Origin of the sequence: Leptospira neocaledonica, from assembly GCF_002812205.1 — a bacterium.
Classification (GTDB): domain Bacteria; phylum Spirochaetota; class Leptospiria; order Leptospirales; family Leptospiraceae; genus Leptospira_B; species Leptospira_B neocaledonica.
Genome location: NZ_NPEA01000003.1, coordinates 289,620 through 310,463, shown reverse-complemented (window position 1 = coordinate 310,463; position 20,844 = coordinate 289,620). Strand labels below are relative to the sequence as shown.

The following is a 20,844-nucleotide window of genomic DNA, read 5'->3' as shown; positions in this document are numbered from 1 at the left end:
GAACAAAGTCCCCAAGTATCAAGATGGAAACTAAGATGGAATCCGACCTTCCGAACAGAACCCAGGAAGAAATTTTTCCCCCAAAACCGACGCTATTCGGGGTTTTGAACATAACCAACGACTCTTTTTCGGATGGGGGAAAATACCTACAAGAGGACCTGGCTTTAGCCAAGGCAAAATCTCTAATGGAAGAAGGAGCAGATGTGATCGATATCGGGGCACAGTCTTCCAACGTAAAAGCGGAACCTATTTCCGAAGAATTAGAATGGGATAGAATGAAAGAGATCATTTCCGAGCTAAAAAAAGAGAATGTTGCAATCTCAGTAGATACATTCCGGCCTTACGTCATCCGAAAGGCATTGGAAATAGGTGTAGATTATATCAATAATATCCGAGGTTTCATGGATCCTGAAAGTTTGGATTTGCTAAAAGGCGTAAACAGACAATCCACAAAGTACGTGGCCATGTTCTCTCAAGACCATTCCATCAAGGCATCCGAATTTTCAGATTTGAAACCGGAGACAGTTGTACCTTTAGCTCTGGAATTTTTTAGAGAAAGGACAAAAACTTTCGAAAGATTAGGACTGGCTGATCGGTTAATTTTAGATCCCGGCATGGGATTTTTTTTAAGTCCGGATTATAAGGTAAGTTTTGCTATTCTATCCAAAATCAAGGATATACTTTCGGAATTTCCGAACCTAATGGTTTCGGTTACTAAAAAATCTTTTTTAGGAAATGCTTTAGGCGGTTTGCCGGTTGAAGACAGAGTAGTCCCGACTGCGATCTCAGAGACCTATCTTTGGTCTAAAGGAGTTCCTATGATCAGAACGCATTCTCCAAGATCTTTTTTATTAGCTATGAAAACCTGGGAGATGTCTCACGGAGTTTATAGTCCGCAACGCGGGCTTCAAGAGCCTGGACCTTTTGGGACAAGCTCTTATCGTCCGTAACGAATTCTATCCATCGCTTCTTTTCCTTCCGGAGTGAGAGTAGGAAAAAATTCTTCTTCAGTGAATTGAAGTCCTTTGGATTTTAATTTTCTAAAATAAGGTAGTAAAGGAGAAACATCCGCTTTAGGATTTTTGGAAAGTAGAGAAAGTTTCCATAATTCTAAAAACACCAAAGATTCTTTTTCGGATTCAGGTGCCTTTTGAAGCCAATCTAAAGCTTCCGAATATCTTCTCTTCTCGAAATACGCGTGAGCGATATAATATTCTAATTCGGGTATCCTTTCACCGGTTCCACTCAAACTAAGTCCGAAGACTAGAACATCGTCCCATTTTTCTAAGATATGGGCCATCTTCAACATAAGGCCCCTTGCAGTTTTATGGAATGGACTTTGTTGTAGTACCTTCTCCAAATAATAATAACTTTTGGACCATTCTTGTTTGGAGAAAAAATACTCCGCTAATCCTTCCCATGCGTAAATCTCTTGGCCAGGAATAGTAGAAAGTGCGTCTCTAAAAATGACTAACTCCTCGTCTCTCTGGGCTTCAATTAGAAGGTTTTCGAATTTTTTACGTTCGATCGGAGCTGATTGTTTTAGGAATCTTTCCAGGAATTTTTTGGCTTCTGAAATATCATCTACTAGATAATATAAACGTAATAGATTGAGTGCGGGAGTTGGATTATTCGAAAGAAGTTTTTGTGCATTTAGAAATTCTTCCTCGGCATCATCAATGAGGGAGAATCTTACGAATAAAATTCCCAGATTGTTTTTATCGGGGGCAAGGATTGCTTTTCCTCTATGGGATTTTGCTTCCCAGGGACTTTTTACGGAGTCAACTTTCTCCCTTGTATAATCGGTTGCAGGGAGATACAAAAACATCGGATCGTTTTCGATCTGTTCATTGTTTCGGATTGGATATAAACAAGAAAAGGATAATAGGGAAAGTAAAATGAGAAGAAAGAGATTAACCTGTCTCAGAAGCGGGATTTTCCTGTAAGTTTTTCTGTGCATACAATAAATACTTTAATGCTCGCTCTGTATCTCCATGAAATAGATACATAAGTGAAAGATCAAGCGCGTCCTGTGCCTCTGGTGCCTCGAAATCCTGAGGATTTTCTTTTGAAAGAGTGAGTTTGTCCTTAAATTCGTCCAATTTCTTTCTTGTTAGAACTTCCAGATTATCAAAGAAAACTTTCTCTTCCGGTTTAGGCTTTTGTTTTGCAGCCTTAATTGAGTCGTTAAACTGAACAAATCCTTGTGCGGTTGTAGTTACCTTCTTCAGAGTTTCAAAGGATTGTTTATAATTTCCTAGTTTAACATGGATTTCCGTCATCAGGATTTCCATTCTAGGATCATTCGGGTTTATCTGGATTGCTACGTTTGCAGCTGCTAATGCTTGTTCCCATTTTTCTGTATCGAAATAGATAGTAGCAAGAGCAGCATAAGCGGTTTTATTTTTGGGATCTAATTTGATCGCATTCTTGAGATACAACTCGGACTTGTCCGGGCGATCTAATTGTTTATAACAATAAGCAAGAAGTAGATGAGAGTTTAGATATTTTTTATTCAACTCCAAAGAACTTTTGAGAGCCTTAACTGCGGCATCCAAACTTCCGAGCCTGTAAAGTTCTACTCCAAGGTTATAATAAAGTTCTGTAGTTTTTCCAAGTTCTAAAGCTTTTTGGTAGGTCTTGATCGCCTTCTCTGAGTCGCCGGTCCGAGAGTAGAGGGCCCCTAGATTCAGATAGGCCTTTTGGAACTTAGGGTTCATTCCCAAAATTTCAGAATATACCTTGGCAGCCTGGGAGATTTTCCCTTCTTTTTCGAGTTTTAAAGCCTCGTTGAACTTTCGTTTGATATCGGCCTCGGTCATGTCCGAAATATCGACTAAAATTCACCAGAAAACAACCTGAAAAAAACTTCAGGTAAAAGTCAAAAACCTCCGAAAATAAAACATAGAAAGACAGAGGTCCGAAATGAAACAGATAGCCGCTATCTTCGCATTGATAACTGTTACCGCTTGCGCTTCTTCCGAAACCAGAAGGAGCATCAGCGCGTCCGGAGATCCTTCCGAAATATTTTTTGAAAAAGAAATCGTTCCTATGGACCAAGAGTCCAAAAGAGATTTGGTATTGGCTAAGAATTCTTCCGCTTCCAGAGGATTGGATGATCTTCTCGCGGATAACAAACCAGTAAAAGCCACTACACCTTCCAGACAACAATCGGGTTCTACAGGAGAATTCGACGAGGTCGGATATTCTTCCTGGTACGGTCCTAAATTTCACGGCAAGCCAACTGCGAGCGGAGAAATTTTCGATAAAACAAAACTGACTGCTGCTCACCCTAGCCTTCCTTTAGGTTCAGTGGTTCGAGTCAAAAACCTGGAAAACGATAAAGAAGTTTTAGTAAAAGTAAACGATCGTGGACCTTTCGTTAAAGATAGGATCATAGATCTTTCTGAAAAAGCAGCAGAGAACTTAGAATTCAAAGATGTAGGAATTGCAAGAGTTGGTCTTATTGTAGTTAGTAAAGGTGGAGCAGCAGAGTCCGAAGACATGGAAGGTCTGGAAGATGAAGAAGCTCTTCTGAAAGAGAACAAACCGGAAAGACTTACTCCTAAAAAAGCTGTGACTCCGGCCACTTTAGTAAAGGGAGCCCCGAAAGGGCAAACAGTCCAAGTGGGAGTTTTCAGAAACAGCAGACTCGCTGAGGACTACAGAAAAAATCTTTCTGCCGAATACGGTGAGAAAGTATATCTTTTCGAAAGAGACGGTATGTTCGTTCTTCAAATGGGCGATTTTATGGACCGTGCAAAAGCGGACCTTCTAAAATCCAAATTGAAAGAAGACGGAGTGGATTGTTTTATCCCTAAAAAATAAAACTCTCATTCGGTCTCTGAAAGAGAAAGCCTCCGATATTGGAGGCTTTTTTATTTAATCCCTATGCGCTCTACAACCTTTAGTTTTCATTCTGCTTCCGCAAATTGTTTTAGCCAGCTGAACATAAGCAGGAAGACAAGTGCCTGTTCCTTGCCCGCAGGCAGGATCTGCAACTAATAGGATAGTAAAACAATCATCATAGTTTTTCAAATCATTCGCGCAAACATCTTCATGATCCACTAAAATTCCACAATCGGAAAATGAGTAGAGTAAGATTGTAGAAAAACAAACGAGAAAAAATGTACTTATCTTCGACTTCATAAACCCTCGGCCGCAAAGGCGGCTAACGAATAATAGCCCAAAGGATTTGAAAGAAGGTCAGTTTGTCAAAAAAAATCTTTCCGGAATTTAGATCCCGCCGCCATGGATGAACTCGTTTAGCTCATCGTCTTCATTTTTTGTAGCGGATTTTTTCTCTTCGAGATTGGATTTTGCGTATAGTTCATTCACTTCTTTTTGCAAGGTATCTATCTTTTCTACCAGAATGGAGAAAACTCGGGCAACCGGGTCCGGAAGTTCTCCGTGATCCAGCATTCTTTCTCCTTCTTTTCCGAAATCTACCTTGGAACGAACTACTTTTCCGGGAACGCCTACAACCGTACAATCTGCAGGAACGTCTCTCAGAACTACGGAACCTGCACCGATTCGGACATTATGCTCTATCACTATATTTCCTAAAATTTTTGCTCCGGCTCCGACCACCACATTTTCTTTTAAAGTGGGATGTCGTTTACCGCTTTCTTTACCGGTTCCGCCCAAGGTCACACCTTGTAATATCAAGCAACCTTTTGCTATTTCAGCGGTTTCTCCTATGACGACTCCTTGGCCATGATCTATGAAGATCCCTGGTTCAATTTTTGCGCCCGGGTGAATGTCTATCCCAGTCAAAAATCGAGCGAAAGTATTGATCATTCTGGGAAATAGGGGAACTTTGATCTTATATAAAGAATGAGCCAGAGAATGGAACCAAAGCGCGTGTAAACCCGGATAACAAAGAATGACTTCCAAATAGGACTTGGCTGCAGGGTCGTTTTTTTTAATCGCTTTGATATTCTCGAACAAATGTTTATCCCGGTTCTTCATATAGACGGTCGATAGAAGAATAATGTTATATATAGTTAGGAATAAACCTGAAATCGTACGCCGGTATGTAAAGGAGGAATCATTTTGAGAGATTACTTAAGTCGGAATCCAAAGGAAAACAGTCTAAAAAATTGAACAGACCGACTTACGGATGGAACGTACTTCTTTTCGTTCTAACTTTTTTTACCTTAACCTTTCAGGATGATATATTCAGGATTCCGTATTTAAACTCTGCGACAATTTCAGAGATCTTTCGGATCAGAACTCCTTACTCTTTTTCTCTTCTTGGAATTCTTTTTTGCCATGAGATGGGGCATTACTTCGCTGCCAGATATTATGGAATCAAGGCAACTCTTCCGTATTTTTTGCCGGTTCCATTTTCTCCTGTAGGAACAATGGGTGCTGTGATCCGTATCAAGGAGCCGATTCGAAATAAGATCCAATTATTCGATATCGGGATTTGGGGACCCGCAATGAGTTTGGTACTTTCTATTCCCTGCCTTGTGATCGGATTATATAATTCACAATTAGTTTCTCTCGCAGAAAGAGCCGCAACATTACAAGCTCATCCTGGATTGGTGGATATTCATTTTGGGGATAGCATTCTCACTTATATATTGTCTCAGAAAATTTTAGGTCCCTTTGACTCTTCACTATTTACTGTGGAATACAATCCTTTGGCTTTTGCAGGCTGGGTAGGACTTCTGATCACTGCATTAAATCTTTTACCTTTCGGTCAATTGGATGGAGGACATATTGTATATTCATTGGCAGGAGAAGGTTATAGAAAGTGGATTTACTATTTGTTTTCCGCATTTCTTTTGCTCTCCATTTGGAATTATTCGTGGATCTTATGGGGATTGCTCATCTATTACTTTATCAGAGTAGAACATCCTTTTGTGCCGGATGCTTCTTATCCAATTGGCAAATTTAGAAAGATATTTGGCTGGGGTATGTTATTATCCTTCCTACTGATTTTTCCGATCTCTCCGATCACTGTGGTTTCCTCTTCCGGAGCAAAGAACAGTTTAGGAGAGGACCTCTGGAATATTCTACTCGAAGTATTTTCAAAATGAGAAAACTGATCATAAAAATTTTCATCCTACTTTTTCTGATAATCTCCCTTTCTATCCATTCTCAAGAAGAAGGTGACGTAGATATTCAATTGACCGAGAATCCTTACGGTCTTTCTTACGACGGAACAAATTTCTGGTTCGCTGACAGCAAAAGAAGAGCAATCATTCGTGTGGATCCAAGCGGCAGACAAGAAGCTTTCAATTTAGGGATCCCATTCATTGCGGGATTAAATTTTGATCCGAGAGAAGGAAAACTTTTCGTAGCTAGTAAAAGGATCGTTCTGAAGGTAGAGCCGAATACCGGCGGAGTTACGGAAAGAATACAGGTTCCAATCGACAAAATAGGTGGGATCGCGAATTTTCAAAATTACCTATATATCCTGGATTCGGATACAGGAAAGGTTTCCGTTTATGATAAAGGGACACAAAGTTTTTTCGGCGGTTTCCTAACGGATAGATCGGAACCGAAAGATATTTGTTTTGCAAGAGACAGTCTTTGGATCACGGATTCTTCCGATGGAAACGTATATAGATATGATCCTACCAGCGGAAAGATCACTGGATCTATTCGTTCTCCTTCCAAGGACATTCGGGGAATCGCAATACTTGGCAGTAGAATTTATGTTGTAGATAGAACTACCCGAGAAGTCAAAAAGATCTCCTTTGTAGAAACGGATCGCTTTCTCGCTTCCGGAGAGGCTACTTATCTCATCAACGTAAAGATCAAATATTCTTTGGATGAAGCTACATTAGTAGGTGGGGCTCTTGGATTACTTCCTCCTCCTACGACAGAACACCAAAGGATACGAAATCTAAAAACCAAAGATCCTAAATTTAAAGGGGATATGGTGATGGGAGTTCGGGCTCTGTCTAAAAAATTAGGAATAGACGACCCAAAAGGCCCCCAAACTTTAGAATATCATTTCGAAGCAAGAACTACTAACGTCAGATATTACGTTTTAGACGATTTTTTAAAGAAGAAGGAAGAGATCCCTACTGACCTGGGCGCATTTACCAAAAATCGTGTTTCAGTAAAGGAGAAGGCGGGGAATTTTTTCTTGGATAAAATTTTCGACGCGAGATTATTCCGTTCCGATTGGGATAGTCTGAAAAAATCTCTGCTGGATTCAGGTTTGCCCGTTCGTCCTGTGAGGAGTTTAGTATTTTCCGGATCTTCGAATCCTTCTTTCAAAGATACTTTGGACATTTATATTCCAAGTTTTGGTTGGGTTCCTTTGGCCAGTGTAAAACCTGAGAAGATAGAATCTTCTCGTGCTTACCAAAAGTCAGAAGATATGGTGGACCTATTTCGTAGCGAGGCTTGGGCCGCTTTACCTTCTCCTATTTTATTCAAGGCAAAGGACTCTGAAATTTGGAAACCACTTCCTGCAGAGATAGAAGTTACACTTCTTCCTAAAGGAACTGATCTATCTTCTAACTGAAAGATTCTTGTCGGACCAAAAAATATCTTTTGTAAGCAACAATTCCGAGAGTGATCGCTCTTCCTAACATATAGGAAGAGAGTGAGAACCAGAGAATATGATTGTTGTTTTGGATTTTTCCCCAATAAGCGATCGGAAAGAAAAATACGATAGAACTAACAATCATCGAATTCCTTAGAATTCTTCCTTCAGAGATTCCTAAGAAAAAACCATCGAATATGAATGCAAAAGATCCGAAGAGCAAAACCGGCGCGATCCAATAGCCGTATTCTTTCGCAAGAACTACAACCGGTTTAGATTTACTGAATAGTTCGAATAAAATTTCGGAAGGAAGAAGGATCAAAATGCAAAAGAATAGAGAGATCACAAATCCTGATAGAAGAGCCATCTTTAAGATCTTTTTTAAACCTTCCGAGTTATTATTTCCTTTAAGAGTTCCAGCAACAGTTTCCATTGCAATTGCAGCACCATCTATCCAAAAGGCTCCGACCAAGATCAATTGGTGAAGAATTGCATTTGCAGCTAAAGTTTCAGAACCTAAACCGGAGCTGTAATTTCGGAACAAACTGAACGTGGTGATCAAAAGTAAGGTTCGGATCATTATATCCGAATTCAAAGATAGAAGAGATGTATATCCTTTCAGAGAGAAGATTTGGATCTTATGATAAACTTGAAGAAATCGGTCCTTCTCTTTGAATAATAGAACAAGAAAGAATGCACACATTAAGTATTGGCTGATAGAAGTCGCAATTCCTGCACCATATGCTTTCCAATCCAAAAATAGAATGAACCAAATATTCAGTCCTATATTGACAACGTTTGCGATGACAGTTGCTACTAAAACGGTAGCACTTTTGGATCTTCCTAAAAACCAACCTGTGAGTACAAAGTTACAAAGTGTTGCGGGTGCGCTGATGATCCTGGATTTGAAATATTCTTCGCCTGCGGATTTTACTTCCTTCTCGCCTTCTAAAACGGAAAACCCGAATTTTTCTAAATAGCTGTTAGCAAATAAAATTAGCACACCGATTCCCACGCCGAGAATCAGAGATCTTAAAAGTATTTGAAAGGATTCTTTACTATCTTCGTTTCCTTCTGCCTGGGCAGTAAGACCTGTGGTGCTCATTCTTAAGAAAGAAAATCCCCAGAACAAATAATCGAATAGTACGTTGGCGAGTGCGACTCCAGCTACGAATGTATGAGATTCCAACTGACCGAGGACTGCGACATCCGCAAAGCTCGTCAATGGAACAGTCAGATTTGCGATTATATTAAAGAAAGTAAGTGTGAGAAATTTTTTTTCCAAGAGAAGACTCAATTACTCGGTCGTTTCTTATCTTCTATACTTTGGAAAACATTGCAGGCAACTAAGTCTCCTGTGACATTTACGGTGGTTCTACACATATCCAAAATGCGATCCACTCCCAAAATAATACCGATTCCTTCTGTAGGAATTCCTACGCCGGCTAAAATAGATGCAAGGATCACAATACCAAGTCCTGGAGTACTCGGAGTTCCGATCGAAGCAACTACAGTTGCGATGAGTACGAATGCAAGATTGGTCGCCGTTAATTCTATCCCATACACTTGAGCTAAGAATACTGTGGCGACCGCTTGGTAAAGTGCCGTCCCGTCCATATTCACTGTGGCTCCCAAAGGTAGAATGAATTCTGCGATCTTTCGAGAGACACCCATCTTCTCGATCCCTGTCTTTAATGAAAAAGGGAGAACTGCAGCCGAGCTAGAAGTAGAGAATGCAAGTAGTTGTACTTCGCCCGCTTGTTTAAAAAACCATACTGGGCTTTTCCTTGCGACAAGCACCAGTATGATTGAATACATAATCAGTACTAAAACTAAACCACCGAGTACCGTGAGAAAATAAACTCCCAGGCTGAGTAAAACTTTGAGTCCTATCTTTGCAGTGATTTGTGCGATGAGTCCGAAAACTGCAAAGGGTGCGATCTTCATTGCCCATTGTACGAATATCATACTGGTTTTAAATACAGCTTGGAATACAGGTAGAACATACGCAGCGCTTTGTTGTTCTATAGAAAGAATTGCAATCCCGACTAACAGCGCGAGTAAAACTACTCCTAACATATCTCCATTTGCGAATGTTTGAAACGGGTTTCTAGGAAGAACGGAAAGAATTAATTCAGGGACTTTTTCTATGGAAACATTGCCCGAAGTTTCAGATACTTTGTTAGGGACCTGCACTCTTGGAATTCCCGCAGGATCTACGAAACTTCCTGGCTTGATTGTACTTGCTAATATTATTCCGATCGATACGGCTAATATTGTGGTAAATACGAAGTATAAAAATGCTTTTAATCCGAAACTTTTCAGATTTTCCAGAGTTTCCCCAGCATGAATCCCTAGAACGATGGAACAAAAGACCAAAGGAATCATAATGATCTGCAGTAAGATCAGGAAAAAATGACCTGGAAGCCCTAACCAAGAAACAATAGGCTTGGAATATTCTTGGGCTACCAACGAATTTTCAGGACTCAGATACAGACCTGCTAAAAGTCCGGATACCAAACCTAACAAAACTCTAAACCAGAGTTTTTCTAAAGGAAGAAAACGAATAACATTCGGAAGGTTTCGGTTCGACTCGACGGACATACTCGACAGAATAGGAGTCGTATTCTTATTTTTCTATTGATTTTTCCCTTTTCAAAATGATAGTGAAGGCTTTAGCCGATTTTTTACCGATCCTAAAGATGTATTCTGGAAGCGGTAAACTAAAAATAAAAATTTCGGTTTGAAGGCAGTTTCGATCATCCGGCATCCGAGTGCCTACAGGAGTTTATGGGGTTAAATCCGATTTCTTGGGACCTTGTCCTTTTTAATTATTATTCATTTGGAAGTTTATTGGTCACTTTGACCACCATATTCCTCGGGATTTTCTTTCTTACCCTAAAGAATAGGACAATAGCTACCACTCATCTTGGGATTGGCTTTATGCTATTAGGTGTATTCGAGACTGGATACTTCTTAGCAGCGTTTTTATATCATCCAATCGCAGCATATCACCGTTGGATGACTGGTGGATTCATTCTATTTGCTCTTGCTCACTTTACCCAATTCCTACTTAGGTTTCCTGGGAACAGCAACCAACGTATAGCAAAATGGGTTTTGATGGCTGAACATTCTGTTTCAGTGATCACCGTAAGTTTGTTTGTATACTTCACTTATATTTCAGAGAAGATCTATCACTTCACTGCTCACCATTGGGACTTTAATGCGTTTGATGCAAGCCGCTATCTTGCATTGGTGATTGGAATATTCTCCATCGTAGGTTTTATTATTATACCTACTTGGAGAGTCGTTATCACAAAGGACAAGAGAAGGATCGCTCTTCTCATGTTCACTATTGGATTTTTGATCGCAGCAATTTATCCGAATATCTCGAATATTCTCAGCCGAGACGGAGTGATGGAACGTTCTACGTACATGACTTCGAACGTAATTCTATTCTTGACTGCGTTCTCGTTCTTAGTAATCGCATTCATCAATAATAGTGCCGAACGAACTACCTTCATGGTTAAGATCGTGGGGATTACACTCTTCACGATTTGTTTGATCATGCAGGCTCTGGTTTATATCTCTAGCCAGGAAAAAGACGCAGAATATGATAGTTTGCGTATGGTGAATATTGAAAGGGCTTTGGAGAATGGTGTAAAATCCGGAGATATAGAGTATGCTTTCCATTGGGATGACTCCAAGGAAAGTTTGAATTCTTCCGAATACGATCCTAACAAAGAATTAGACCTCAAACAGATAGAGGCAGACTTACAGAACGTTACAACTTACGAAGAGATCCGCAATTTAAAGGAAGAAGGATTTAGAAAATCCTTAAATTCCATTCTGGACCGAACCCATACATATTTTGGCGGTTATAAACGTTTCATCCAAAAATTATTGGAAGATAAACAAGATCTCTCCGATGCAGAACTCAAAAAACTTATCTTAGCAAGTGCAGAGCAATGGAACAAACGGGCTTTCGTTTCTACGAATAGACTCGAGGCAATTGTAGGAGGATCTTTCTGTAAAAAGGGAAGAGACTTCGTAAATGCTTTAGGAGATTCAGAGTTCGGCTTTAAGGAAGAAATTTTCTCCCATTGGTCCGAAGATTGTCTTTGGGATGGAAAGGATTTAGACCAAGCGCAGATCCGTTCCGAAGTCCTAAAATATTTCAGATATTTTAAACCGAGCGAAACCCGTCACTACAGAAGAAGCAAGGATGGAACAGGGCACTACGTTGCCTTCATGAAATTCCAACCTGAGAAACAACAGATGAGTGAGGTCGGATTCTCTTATAGATTATATAGAGACTTCATGCACCCGACTGCGGTAAAACAAACCGGCATCTTACTCGCGGTAATCTTTATCGTTCTAGCGTTGTTTCCACTCTTCTTCAAAAACAGTTTAGTGGATCCTTTGAATAGCCTACTTTCAGGTGTGGAGAAGGTAAACAAGGGGGATCTGGATGTAGTGGTTCCAGTCAAGGTCCGAGACGAGATCGGATTCTTGGCAGACTCATTTAATGCGATGGTGGCTTCTATCAAGCAAGCCAGACGAGAACTCCAAGATTACGCCGAAAACCTGGAAGAAAAAGTTCGTGAAAGAACTAGAGAAGTTCAGGAAAAAATGGAAGAAGTCCAACGCCTCAAAGTGCAACAAGATGGAGATTATTTCTTAACTTCCTTATTGGCAAAACCTCTCTTCTACAACGCGAACAAATCTAAATTGGTTTCTACAGATTTTATCATTCGCCAAAAGAAACAATTCGAGTTCAGGGGAAAACATTCAGACCTGGGCGGGGACATCTGCGTTACCGGAAATCTTAGATTAGGACGTCCAGATTCATTCAAACGTTATACTCTTTCCATGAACGGGGATGCAATGGGTAAATCCATGCAAGGGGCCGGCGGTGCATTGGTAATGGGGGTTGTGATGAACTCTATTCTTGCTCGCTCTGCAGCTAACAACAGAATTCTGGATGCGACTCCTGAGCAATGGTTAACTGAAATTTATAATGAGATCCATTCCGTATTCAAATCATTCAACGGATCGATGGTCATCTCTGCTTCTCTTTATCTGATAGAAGATGAAACTGGAAAGTGTTGGTACTTTAATGCGGAACACCCTTATTCGGTATTGTATAGAGATGGAAAGGCAAGTTTTATCGAAGATGGACTGACTCTCAGAAAATTAGGTCTGGATTCGGAGTTCGAGTTTAAAGTAAGAAGTTTTCAACTCAAAAAAGGTGATATTATTATCCTTGGCTCGGACGGTAGGGATGATGTGGACCTAACTCCAGAGGAAACTATCCGTACCATCAACGAAGATGAGATGTTATTCCTTCGTCATGTGGAAACAGCAAAAGCGAATCTGGAAGATATAGAGACGGAGATCCGCAAAATAGGAGAGCTTACAGACGACCTTTCTCTTCTAAAAATAGAGTTCCAAGGAGAACCTAAAAGCGACGAGATCGAAGAAATTTTCGAATCCTCGGACCATATCGACAAGGCATTAAATACAGATTCGGTCTACGAGGATGCTAAGAAGATGTACAAAACTGGACGTTTGGACGAAGCGTTAGACCTTCTGAAAACGGGATATATGCACGATAGTGCCAACCTAAGATTGAACAAACTTTTGGGACTTCTAAGCTTTAAAGGCAAAGACTATAACACTGCTGTGGAAGTTTTGAATAACTATCTAGGAACGGATCCGGATCTTCATGAGTATTGGTTCTATCTTTCTATAGCAAACAAGAAGATGGGTAAGTATGATCAGGCCTTAACCGCGAGCTTGAAACTTCTGGAAATCGATCCAAACAATATTTCCAATATGATCAATTTATCAGATATCTATCGGCTCATGGAAATGTATGATAGAGCGGAAGAATATGCTCGAAAAGTATTACAAAAAGAGCCGGGGAACGAAAACGCTCATAAGCTGATCCGTTTGATAGAGAGAGATCGTTGATCAGGGCTTTTCTCCCTAAGTTAACTTTATGGATGCGGATCGGAATAATTTCCGCATTTTTCATTTCCGTCCTTCCGCTTCTTTCTCAAAGTAAGAAGTCCTCTAAAACGAATGAGTCAAACTTCTCCTTTAGATTAAAAGGAGGAGAAATTAAATTAGCAGTCCGAAATGAGACCGAACTGAAAGAATGGGATAAATACGCTTTCGAAAAAACAAAAAAGATCTTGGACGCGTATGAGTCTTATCTCGGAATCCCATTCCATCAGGCTTCTTCTCCTATATTCAAAACTCTTCCTTCCGCTGAAAAAGATAAGATACGATTGGTCTTAAAAGACACAGTGTTTCTGAACGGAACCAGAGTAGGAGGATATAATAATGTGTCCGGGGAGTTGGGAAAAGAACTCGGGATATTTATGGAATTGGGTCTCGTTCCTCCTGGTTACCCTGCTTTACTTTTGCATGAGTTGGGACATTATTATTTTACAGAACCTTCTTGGTTAAGCGAAGGGATCGTTTCATATTTGCCTTACCTTTTGTCCAAAAGAGGTTATTTGAAATTGGATTCGGACGAATTACAATCCATAGTAGAAGAATGGAATCTGACCGAAGCGATTCCTAAAAATGATCTTCCTCTTTCAAAGGATTTTCATCTATCCAATCCTAATTTGGGGCTTTGGTTCTATTCTAAGTCGGTCCGCACTCAGTTTATAATTCACAAAGAATTGGGCTACGAAGGTTATAAATCTTTTCTGAAGCTTGTGGCTTCTTCAGAAATGCTGAATACAGAACTAGTTTTTAAGATTTTAAATAAGATTCAGAGAAAAGATTGGAATAAAATCCTACAGGGTTGGGTGGAACCTGGGCCATACACCGTTTATCCTCCGACTTCCTTTATGAAAATCCAAGACATAGAAAAACTTTAAGCTTGATTTTTATATTGCATTCGTTATACAAAATGGTGAATTCTAAACGGATTTCTTTTTTGATTTGATCTGATCGGTTCCGGCTTTTATATAATCCATTTATAAGAGCATGGCCATTGGCCAAGCTCTTGAAACCCGGCCAAAGGCCGGATTATAAGTATTCTGGACCGGCCGAATTCGATCCACCAAATCGAAGTTAGGATCGATTCTCTTTTGCTCGCATGGAAATTTTTTCAATCTTACAAAACGACGTTCTACTGAACTATTATTCTTTCGGAAGTTTATTATCAATCCTAGCCTTCTTATGTACTTCCTTGTTCTTCCTTTTTTTGAAAGAAAAATCTTCAAGTACAATGCATCTCGCGCTTGGAGCTCTATTTTTCTCCTTCTTCTGCTCCGGATATTTTTTCGCTGCTTTCTTATACAACCCAATCGCTGCCTATCATAGATGGTTGACCGTTGGATTTATTCTGCCTGCTCTAATTCACTTAGGCCAATTTTTAGCACGTTATCCGGGGCATGCAAATCCCAAAGTGAACAGAAATCTTACGATCGGGATGTATGTAGTCGCTGCTATTGGGATCTCATACTTTTATTACGTTACTCTGAGTTCTCCTCGAAAATATCACTTCACCGCTCACCACTGGGACTTTAATGCGGAAAAAGCTTCTTCCATTATCGCAGTTTTGATTGGTCTATTTGTTCTGATCTCCTTTTTGATTATTCCGATCTATAGGATGACCAAAACAAAAGGAAGGATTCGGTTTGCGATCGGCGGTTTTATGGGGGCGCTTCTAGCAGGCGGTGTGGTCCCTGCACTTACGAATATTCTGAGTCGAGACGGGTGGATTGAGCGTTCCACCTATCTAACTTCCATCGTTCTTTTGATGACCTTAGGAATCTTTTTGATCCTAGTAATCTTCTTAAACTTCAGTGAAGAAAAAACCACCTTCATGGTAAAGATCGTAGGGATTACTTTTGTGACCTTGATGTTGATCATGCAGGCATTGGTATTCATTTCCAACCAGGATAAGGAAGCCGAATATGATACCAAAAGTATCGTGAACATGGCAAGGGCTTTAGAAGGTGGAAAACAAATCCCTGAAATGCAATATATCGTTCAGTGGGAAGGTGGATCCAAAAATGTGGATTATTCTCGCTATGATAATCAATACGATCTGAGACTTCCTCAACTAGAGATAGACTTTAAAAATACGATTATCTTCGAACACATGAAACTTTTAGCGGAAGAAGGTTTTAGAAATTCCGCTAAAAAGACCCTGAAAGATACTCATGAATATTTCAGCGGATATAAGGCAGCTATCCTGAAGTTTTTGGATGATAATCCGAATCTGGAAGGAAAAGAATTAAAAACAAAATTATTCGATCACCTAAATACTTTAAACACCGCAGTCTTTGTAACTTCTAACAAACTGGATTATATCTTCCCCAAAGATTTTTGCGTTGATGGAAGAAATTATCTGAAAGGTGTCGGGAATAAAGGGGTCATTCCGTTTAAAGAACATCTTCTTCAAAAATGGAAAGAAAAAGACGGAACTTGCACTTTTGATGAGAAAGATCTGCTGATCGGTCATTTAAAGGCAGAAATACTTTTATATTTCCGTCCATTCCAGCCTGCATTGTACCGCCATTACAGGAAAAGTTTGGATGAACACCAACATTTTGTAACATATATCCATTATGATGTGAAGAAGGATGTGGTTAGTGAGGTAGGTTATTCTTACCGCAAATATAGAGAATTTATGCACCCAACTGCAGCTAAACAGACCCTGATTTTAGGTTTGGTTTTGGTAGTTGTATTTTTCATATTCCCTCTATTCTTCCGACAAAGTTTGATCACTCCGTTAAACAGGCTTTTGTCAGGGGTAGAAAAAGTAAACTTGGGCGCCTTAGACGTTGAGGTAAAAGTGGACTTAAAAGATGAGATCGGGTTTTTATCCGACTCATTCAATAACATGGTGACTTCTATCCGAAAAGCGAGGGGAGAACTCCAAGATTACGCTGAGCACTTGGCTACAAAGGTACGAGAAAGAACGAGAGAACTTTCCGAAAAAATGGAGGAACTCCAACGTCTGAAAGTTCAGCAAGACGGGGACTATTTCTTAACTTCTTTATTAGCAAAACCACTTTTTTATAATGCTAACAAATCTCCAAAGGTAAGCACAGAGTTTATTCTTCGCCAAAAGAAAAAATTCGAGTTCAAAGGCAAACATGCGGACTTGGGTGGGGACCTTTGTGTTACTGGAAATCTTCGTTTGGGAAAGGAGAACGATTATAAACGTTATACTTTCGCGATGAATGGAGATGCAATGGGTAAATCTATGCAGGGAGCAGGAGGCTCTCTTGTTATGGGGGTTGTGGTTAACTCGATCCTTGCAAGGTCCGCTGCGAACGACAGAGTAATGGATACCACTCCTACGGAATGGTTAACCGAAATTTATAAAGAGATGCAATCCGTTTTCAAATCATTCAATGGATCCATGGTAATCTCTGGAACTTTTATCGTGATAGAAGATGAGACAGGTAAGTTCTGGTATTTCAATGCGGAGCACCCATTCTCTGTAATGTATAGAGATGGAAGAGCCGGGTTCTTAGAAACTGGGCTTACTCTTAGAAAAATAGGATTGGATTCAGAATACGAGTTTAAGGTCCATTCCGGAAGATTAGAACCTGGCGATGTATTGATAGTCGGTTCGGACGGTAAGGACGACTTAGATCTCACTCCTGAAAAAGAGGTCCGCACCATCAATGAAGATGAAATGCTCTTCTTACAAATGGTAGAAAAAGGCCAAGGTGATCTGGAAAGAATAGAGGAAGAGCTACTAAAAGTAGGTGAGCTAACGGACGACTTATCTCTTCTCAAGTTGGAATATTCTCCTGTTGTTTCTCCGGAAAAAAACGGAAAAGAAGATGAAATCTCAGATCCTTTCGATTGGAAGTTCATCTACAAAAAAGCAAAAGAAGATTATATGGGCGGCCGTTTGAGCGAGGCTCTCGGTGCCCTTGAAGGCTTGTACAAATCAGATCCTCAAAACACAAAAGTGACCAAATTACTTGGACTTCTTAGCTTTAAAGGTAAGAATTACGGAAAGGCAGTAGAAGTCCTGAATAAGTATTTAGGATCGGACCCTGATTTGGTTGAATACTGGTATTATCTTTCTTTGGCGAATCGCAGGATCGGAAGAATGGACGAAGCTATCTTGGCTGCGAAGAGAATGGAAGAGCTCCAACCGGACAATTCCATGAATCTTATCAATCTTTCCGACTTATACCGTCAGACGGAACAATTCGAATTAGCTTTGGAATATGCTCATTTAGCTCTGGAGAAGGATCCAGAAGACGAGAATGCACAGAAATTAGTTAGATTGATCGAAAGAGATAGAAAAGCTTCTTAATAGAAGTTTAATATTTTCCGTTCTCGAAATCCTTATAAAGCATAGAGGTTTGGATACCTTTATTGCCTTGGTATTTGCCTGATTTGTATTCTGTGATCTCGCCTTCTACAGTATGATAGAAGATCTGGCAAATTTCTACATTCGGATAAATCACTAAAGGCTGGATGACTGAAATTTCAAGGGTCCAGAACCCTTTAAATCCAACGTCTCCGAACCCTGCAGTGACATGCACATACATCCCTAGTCTACCAATAGAAGAACGCCCTTCTAACATCGGGACCAGGTTATGTGTTTCAGTGTATTCTAAGGTCCTGCCTAGATAAAGAACTCCAGGTTGTAAGAGTAGTCCGCTCTCAGGAATGATCAGGTTTTCGGAAGGGTTGGATTTTTTCATATCCAACGGGGTTTCGGTATAACGAACCAATTCGTTATGAAGCCTTAGATTATAAGAGTTTGGATTTAATCTATTGTCGGAGTAAGGATCTATGATGATATCCTTCTCTAATCTTTTTTTAATTTCCTTACCCGTTAGAATCATTCGTATTCCAGCTTCCTTGTTTTGCCTATTTTCGGGTCGGGCTTGTGTCTCGCCTCCCTTTTTCGGAGTTCTATCTTCCTTTAAATTCCGGTTTTCTTTTCTCACGGAAAGCCTTTAGGGCTTCTATCCTGTCTTCCGTTTTTAGGGTTTTATTATAATGTTTCCTTTCTATCTTTAAAGCTGTTCGAATATCTTTTCCTTCTCCTTCCCTTATGGATTCTTTAGCAAGCCTTAAGGAGATGGGAGCCTTTTCGGAAAGTAAGGAAGCTAATTTTTTTCCGGCCATAAATGCAGAATCATGCCAGACTGAATTTGCTAGTTGGATATCCAATGCTGTTTGAGAATCTATCACGGAAGCTGTTAAAATAAGTTCTAATGCTTTTGTTTTCCCAACTCTTCTTGGAAGTCTTTGGGTTCCACCTGCACCTGGGATAATACCAAGTCCGGTTTCGGTAAGGCCTACTTTTGCTTCTGCACTCATCAAGATAAAGTCACAACAGAGAGCCATTTCTAATCCGCCGCCGTAAGCATCTCCATCTAGAGCAGCGATAGTTGGGAAGGGAAGATTTTCCATGGCCAGAAAACATTCTCCTACTTGATCCAGAAATTTATGTACTTCCTTTTCTGACATATCCGCTCTTTCTTTCAGGTCTGCTCCTGCGCAGAATACGGAACCTTCTCCCCTGAGTACTAGAGCCCTGATTTTTGGATCTTTGCTTACTCTTTCTATATGGGACATAAGTTGATGGAGCAATTCTCTAGAAATTGCGTTTCGTTTTTCGGGTCGATTTAAACTGATTATACACGTATAATCTTCGATGGAATAAAGAACAGTTTCGCTCATGTTCACCTTCTAAAAAATCTTTCCCGGATGGGCCGGATCTTTCCGATAATTGGGTAGATTCTGCGGTTTTTTAAAAACGGCAAGCAAAAGCGTTACGTACGAACGGTTCTAGGTTAAAGAAAAAATGCGATTTCAGACTCAGATCTTAGCTTTTATTTTATCCCTATCTATTTTCGGTTTTAGCTGTTCTTCGAGCAAAGACTCGGACCTTGCTACCCAGTTAGGCTTGGGAAATCCTGTGATTACTGAAATAGATCCTCCAAGCGGATCTCCTCCCATTGGAAGTAATCCAGGGACAACGATTACGATCAAGGGACGTTTATTTTCTGCAGATACAAGTTTAACGACAGTTAAATTTAATGGAGTCTCGGCAAGCGTTCTGAGTGCAACAAGCACCGAGATTGTTACAGTAGTTCCGGCTGGGGCTTCTACAGGAACATTATTTGTGACCAAAGATGGTCCTGTTCTTTGCGATGAAAATAATGGAGACGGGGCTACGAACTGTTACGGTCGGACATTCTATGTAGATTGTTATAAGTCCTTTGACAGTCTTTATGGCGAAGAATTAGGAGTATCATATCCTAATTCCAAAACTTTTGAAATTACAGGCCAGACAGGGACTAAAGCACTCAGAATTGATTTAAACCCAGATGGACCTACCAATGTTAAGATCTCATGTGATACGTATCTTATCTATTCTAAGTTTTCTAAGACCTGTGGCCGGACAAACGTTGGGACTTTTTCGGATACAAGCACTTGGATATTTGAGCCTACTTTGACATTCTCCAGTTATTATACAGTTCAGATGTTCGTTACTGCCGGGAAGGGAGATTGTACCGTATCTTTTCCCTGATTTTTAAGACAAAAAAATACTTGGTTTATTATTAGATTTGGATTAGGATCGGAATGGAGGGAATACTGAATGTCAACAATAACCTCTATATATCTCGGACTTGCCGAAAAGGCCTCTTCAGATCCGCGCAAAATGCCTAAGGTGGAAGGAATTCCAAATAAACCTTACGAAAACAAGCAGGCGGATGTTTTTGATCAAAAAGCAATGAATCCTAGTTATGCGGGCGATATTTATAAAACTAAGGGAGCATTTGTAGACAAGATCTCCTAACTTCTTTTGGCCCGATTGTCTAAACACAATAAAAAAGCCCTCAATATGAGGGCTTTTCTTTATTAAGACTGAAGTTTTAGCCTTAATCTTCTTTGTAATTGATCTCTAAAATATTACCGGACGGATCCAAGAAATGAAGGAACTCTCCTCCGTCTCTGGCTTCTGGTCCTCTTACGATTTGAACGGACTTAGACTCGAGTTCTACGATTGCTTCGGTAAAATCATCCACATCCAATACAAAGCTTAGGACAGGGGATTTAACTTCGGTTAAAGAACTTTTAACTCCGTTGGTATTGAGGAGTTTAATGTTCACAGAATCCAAACCGATGATTGCGAATTCGTTTCCTTTTTCCTCGATCGTCTCGAAATCAAATAGTTCGGAATAGAATTTTACAGAGGCTTCTATATCCCCGGTAGGTATTACAATATAATCGATTCCTTCTACGATGATCATTGAGGTAGATCCTGTTTTCCTTTTTCGTCATTATGAGAAGAAAACCGGGCTTGTCTATCG

18 protein-coding genes are annotated in these 20,844 nt (G+C 40.1%); 9 read left to right on the top strand and 9 right to left on the bottom strand.

Annotation, left to right across the window (positions count from 1 at the left end; all coding sequences use genetic code 11):
• Positions 1-35 precede the first annotated feature (35 nt).
• The gene (folP, locus tag CH365_RS06345; protein WP_425268538.1) at positions 36-950 is read left to right on the top strand and encodes a dihydropteroate synthase; all 915 of its coding nucleotides are present in this window, start codon (positions 36-38) and stop codon (positions 948-950) included.
• Here folP and CH365_RS06340 read toward each other — a convergent pair.
• Together CH365_RS06340 and CH365_RS06335 are read right to left on the bottom strand one after the other, a co-directional pair.
• Positions 938-1,828, bottom strand: coding sequence for a tetratricopeptide repeat protein (locus CH365_RS06340; RefSeq protein ID WP_244283014.1), 891 nt, complete (start codon positions 1,826-1,828; stop codon positions 938-940). The genes folP and CH365_RS06340 overlap by 13 nt on opposite strands.
• A gap of 85 nt (positions 1,829-1,913) precedes the next feature.
• Positions 1,914-2,822, bottom strand: coding sequence for a tetratricopeptide repeat protein (locus CH365_RS06335; RefSeq protein WP_100767742.1), 909 nt, complete (start codon positions 2,820-2,822; stop codon positions 1,914-1,916).
• 103 nt (positions 2,823-2,925) lie between these two features.
• Here CH365_RS06335 and mpl36 point away from each other — a divergent pair, with 103 nt between their 5' ends.
• Positions 2,926-3,828 carry an RlpA family plasminogen-binding lipoprotein MPL36 gene (mpl36, locus tag CH365_RS06330; protein ID WP_100767741.1) on the top strand — a complete coding sequence of 301 codons (903 nt, stop codon included), beginning with the start codon at positions 2,926-2,928 and terminating at the stop codon, positions 3,826-3,828.
• A gap of 54 nt (positions 3,829-3,882) precedes the next feature.
• Here mpl36 and CH365_RS06325 read toward each other — a convergent pair whose 3' ends face one another.
• Entirely contained in the window at positions 3,883-4,149 is a 267-nt protein-coding gene (locus tag CH365_RS06325) for a hypothetical protein (RefSeq protein ID WP_100767740.1), read from the bottom strand.
• Between the two features lie 87 nt (positions 4,150-4,236).
• Complete coding sequence (gene cysE, locus CH365_RS06320) at positions 4,237-4,950, bottom strand: serine O-acetyltransferase (protein WP_100767739.1); 714 nt, start codon at positions 4,948-4,950, stop codon at positions 4,237-4,239.
• A 152-nt stretch (positions 4,951-5,102) separates the two neighbouring features.
• Between cysE and CH365_RS06315 the strand changes: the two genes are divergently transcribed.
• Positions 5,103-6,047, top strand: coding sequence for a site-2 protease family protein (locus CH365_RS06315; protein ID WP_100767738.1), 945 nt, complete (start codon positions 5,103-5,105; stop codon positions 6,045-6,047).
• Positions 6,044-7,489 (top strand): Vgb family protein, encoded by a 1,446-nt coding sequence (locus CH365_RS06310; protein ID WP_100767737.1) that lies wholly within the window; start codon positions 6,044-6,046, stop codon positions 7,487-7,489. Before CH365_RS06315 ends, CH365_RS06310 begins: the two co-directional genes overlap by 4 nt.
• On the opposite strand, the gene CH365_RS06305 is transcribed toward CH365_RS06310, so the two are convergent.
• Together CH365_RS06305 and CH365_RS06300 are read right to left on the bottom strand one after the other, a co-directional pair.
• Positions 7,482-8,807, bottom strand: a complete 1,326-nt coding sequence (locus CH365_RS06305) for an MATE family efflux transporter (protein WP_100767736.1) — start codon at positions 8,805-8,807, stop codon at positions 7,482-7,484. The genes CH365_RS06310 and CH365_RS06305 overlap by 8 nt on opposite strands.
• Positions 8,804-10,114 (bottom strand): dicarboxylate/amino acid:cation symporter, encoded by a 1,311-nt coding sequence (locus tag CH365_RS06300; RefSeq protein ID WP_100767735.1) that lies wholly within the window; start codon positions 10,112-10,114, stop codon positions 8,804-8,806. The genes CH365_RS06305 and CH365_RS06300 overlap by 4 nt, the downstream gene beginning before the upstream one ends.
• Positions 10,115-10,300: 186 nt before the next feature.
• Between CH365_RS06300 and CH365_RS06295 the strand changes: the two genes are divergently transcribed.
• The 3 genes from CH365_RS06295 (at position 10,301) to CH365_RS06285 (ending at position 17,825) form a co-directional block, all read left to right on the top strand.
• On the top strand, positions 10,301-13,486 hold the full coding sequence (locus CH365_RS06295) for a SpoIIE family protein phosphatase (protein WP_100767734.1): 3,186 nt from the start codon (positions 10,301-10,303) through the stop codon (positions 13,484-13,486).
• 32 nt (positions 13,487-13,518) lie between these two features.
• Positions 13,519-14,409, top strand: a complete 891-nt coding sequence (locus CH365_RS06290) for a hypothetical protein (protein ID WP_100767877.1) — start codon at positions 13,519-13,521, stop codon at positions 14,407-14,409.
• A 221-nt stretch (positions 14,410-14,630) separates the two neighbouring features.
• Positions 14,631-17,825 (top strand): SpoIIE family protein phosphatase, encoded by a 3,195-nt coding sequence (locus CH365_RS06285; protein ID WP_100767733.1) that lies wholly within the window; start codon positions 14,631-14,633, stop codon positions 17,823-17,825.
• A gap of 7 nt (positions 17,826-17,832) precedes the next feature.
• Here the strand turns inward: CH365_RS06285 and dcd are convergent, their stop codons facing one another.
• Both dcd and CH365_RS06275 read right to left on the bottom strand, forming a co-directional pair.
• On the bottom strand, positions 17,833-18,363 hold the full coding sequence (gene dcd, locus CH365_RS06280; RefSeq protein ID WP_100767876.1) for a dCTP deaminase: 531 nt from the start codon (positions 18,361-18,363) through the stop codon (positions 17,833-17,835).
• A 70-nt stretch (positions 18,364-18,433) separates the two neighbouring features.
• Positions 18,434-19,207 carry an enoyl-CoA hydratase/isomerase family protein gene (locus CH365_RS06275; RefSeq protein WP_100767732.1) on the bottom strand — a complete coding sequence of 258 codons (774 nt, stop codon included), beginning with the start codon at positions 19,205-19,207 and terminating at the stop codon, positions 18,434-18,436.
• Between the two features lie 124 nt (positions 19,208-19,331).
• Here CH365_RS06275 and CH365_RS06270 point away from each other — a divergent pair, with 124 nt between their 5' ends.
• Both CH365_RS06270 and CH365_RS06265 read left to right on the top strand, forming a co-directional pair.
• On the top strand, positions 19,332-20,060 hold the full coding sequence (locus tag CH365_RS06270) for an LIC10067 family putative lipoprotein (protein ID WP_100767731.1): 729 nt from the start codon (positions 19,332-19,334) through the stop codon (positions 20,058-20,060).
• A gap of 69 nt (positions 20,061-20,129) precedes the next feature.
• Entirely contained in the window at positions 20,130-20,330 is a 201-nt protein-coding gene (locus CH365_RS06265) for a hypothetical protein (RefSeq protein ID WP_100704842.1), read from the top strand.
• Positions 20,331-20,412: 82 nt separating this feature from the next.
• On the opposite strand, the gene CH365_RS06260 is transcribed toward CH365_RS06265, so the two are convergent.
• Positions 20,413-20,784 carry a VOC family protein gene (locus CH365_RS06260; protein WP_008589759.1) on the bottom strand — a complete coding sequence of 124 codons (372 nt, stop codon included), beginning with the start codon at positions 20,782-20,784 and terminating at the stop codon, positions 20,413-20,415.
• Positions 20,785-20,844 lie beyond the last annotated feature (60 nt).